We start from the raw sequence: 2,317 nt of genomic DNA, 5'->3' as shown, positions 1-2,317 counted from the left end.
CCTCTCGGCGGCCTTGCGAAAAACAAATCCAAGTTAGACCATTTCAAATGGTTCGATGTCTGCCCGGATGCGACACATCTGGTGTGTCCATCCTCGCAGTATCCGGTTCTCAAGGTGCACGCCCCGCGGCTGATCCGGTTCCACCGGGCCGCGCGGCAAGGAGATATATTGCCAGACCGGAGGGGCCCCGGGGGCGGGAATCTGGTCGTACACATTTCCTACACAGTTTGGGATTCTCAGCTGTATTTGCCAGTAATAAAGAGGGGACCTCGTTTCCGAGATCCCCTCCTCTGTTTATCTATAGAAATAGGCTTTCAAAGCCTTAGGCCAGCAGCTTGCGACCGGACTCCTCAATCGCGTCAAGTGCTGCATCTGCCTCGGCGGCATCCGCGCCCTTAGCGAAGATGTACAGCTTAATCTTGGGCTCGGTGCCGGAAGGACGAACAATACCCTTGTTGCCGCCCTCAAGATCGAACTCAATTACGTTAGCCTTCGGCAGGCCGTTCACGCAGGTGTTGTAATCCACGACGGCCTCAATCTTGGAACCGGCGAGCTCCGCGGGCGGGTTCTCGCGCAGACCAGCCATGATGCCGGCCATCTTTGCCGCACCCTCAGCGCCCGGATAGCTTAGCGAAATCGTCTTGTTGTGATAGTAGCCATACTTCTCGTACAACTCGTGCATCGCATCGGCAAGGTTCTTGCCCTGGAGCTTATAATACTGCGCCATCTGGCAAATCAGAAGCGAAGTGCTGACGGCGTCCTTGTCGCGCACGTGGTCGCCGGCCAGATAGCCGTAGCTCTCCTCAAAACCGAAGATAAAGCGATCGACCTCGCCAGCATCGGAAAGAGAAGTAATGATGTCGCCGATGTACTTGAAGCCCGTCAGGCAGCGGCGGAGCTCAAAACCGTACTCGTCGGCCAGAGCGTCAACCATGGCAGAAGAAACGATAGTAGTAACGGCAACCTTCTTAGTAAGGTCCTCACCGCGGGCAGCACGGGTCTTGCAGATATAGTCGAGCAGCAGAACGCCCATCTCATTGCCGGTCAGCAGCAGATAGTCATCGCCATTCTTAACGGCAACGCCAACACGGTCGGCGTCGGGATCGGTTGCAAGCAGCAAATCAGGGTGAACCTGCTCGCAGAGATCGATGCCCTTCTGCATGGCCTGACGGATCTCGGGGTTAGGATACGGGCAGGTCGGGAAATCGCCGTTAGGCTCCTTCTGCTCGGGAACAACCGTGACATCGGTGATGCCAGCGCGCTCGAGCACCGTCGTGACGGGAATGAGGCCGGTGCCGTTGAGCGGAGTGTAGACGAGCTTAAGCGGAGCGCCAGCGATCTCCTCGGTAGAAAGGTTAGTCACGCCGCGGGCGAGAACGGCGTCGTAATAACGCTCGAGGCACGAGTCGTCGATCCATTTGACCAGACCCTGCTCAAGAGCCTCATCGAAGTCCATGGACTTCACGCCGGTGAACGTATCGGTCTCGGCGATAGCCTTAGAAATTGCATCGGCGGCCTCGCTAGTAATCTGGCAGCCGTCGGGGCCATAGGCCTTATAGCCGTTATAAGGCGCCGGATTATGACTAGCGGTCATGCAAATGCCACCGGAGCACTTAAGGTCGCGGACGGCCCAGGAGAGCGTCGGCACAGGAGAAATCTTGGGATACACGAGGGCAGTCACGCCGTTTGCTGCAAGAATGGCAGCCGTCGTCTTGACGAACAGCTCACCTTTATTGCGGCTATCACGAGCGATGGCGACCGTCGGATGCTCGAAGGTCGCATTGAGGTAGTCAGCAAATCCCTGGGTCGCACGACCGACCGTATAGATATTCATACGGTTAGTGCCCGCACCGATAGTGCCGCGAAGGCCGGCAGTACCGAAGGCGAGATCCTGGAAGAAAGCGTCGGTGATGGCGTCCTCATCACCCTGCTCCTTCATCGTGTTAAGCTCAGCGAGGAGCTCCTCGTCCTTGACATTGGCAATCCAAGTATCAAGCAGCTCATGAACATCTGCCATGTGAGTCCTTCCGTCACAATCAATAAAACGACCCGTGTAAAACAGGACAAGCGCAGCAGTGCGCTAAAGCAAATATTAGTCCATTGAGAACAAAGAACCGACCAAAGAACGGTGAACGTCTATATTCAGCGGTGGATGATTGGATTGATTTAATTGCTTAGTGAATGCCGCCTTTAACGCAAAAAAGGGGGAGGCCGCGAGGCCTCCCCCCTTCTCAGTTCAGGCGCACGGCTCGGTGCCGTCCACCGGTCAGCGGCGCCCTGGCCTCCCACGGGCTGACCCCGCAGTACTCTCGGCGCG

At 56.8% G+C, this 2,317-nt stretch carries 1 protein-coding gene; it reads right to left on the bottom strand.

All coding sequences use genetic code 11. The annotated features are described in order from the left end of the window. Window positions 1–322: 322 nt before the first annotated feature. Window positions 323–2,017, bottom strand: coding sequence for a phospho-sugar mutase (locus ABHU32_RS09940; RefSeq protein ID WP_225094043.1), 1,695 nt, complete (start codon window positions 2,015–2,017; stop codon window positions 323–325). Window positions 2,018–2,317: the final 300 nt, after the last annotated feature.

It is taken from the genome of Collinsella aerofaciens, assembly GCF_039758965.1.
GTDB classification, from domain to species: domain Bacteria; phylum Actinomycetota; class Coriobacteriia; order Coriobacteriales; family Coriobacteriaceae; genus Collinsella; species Collinsella aerofaciens_BR.
The sequence above is the reverse complement of the archived record's forward strand: the minus strand, read 5'-3'. Positions and strand labels throughout refer to the sequence as shown.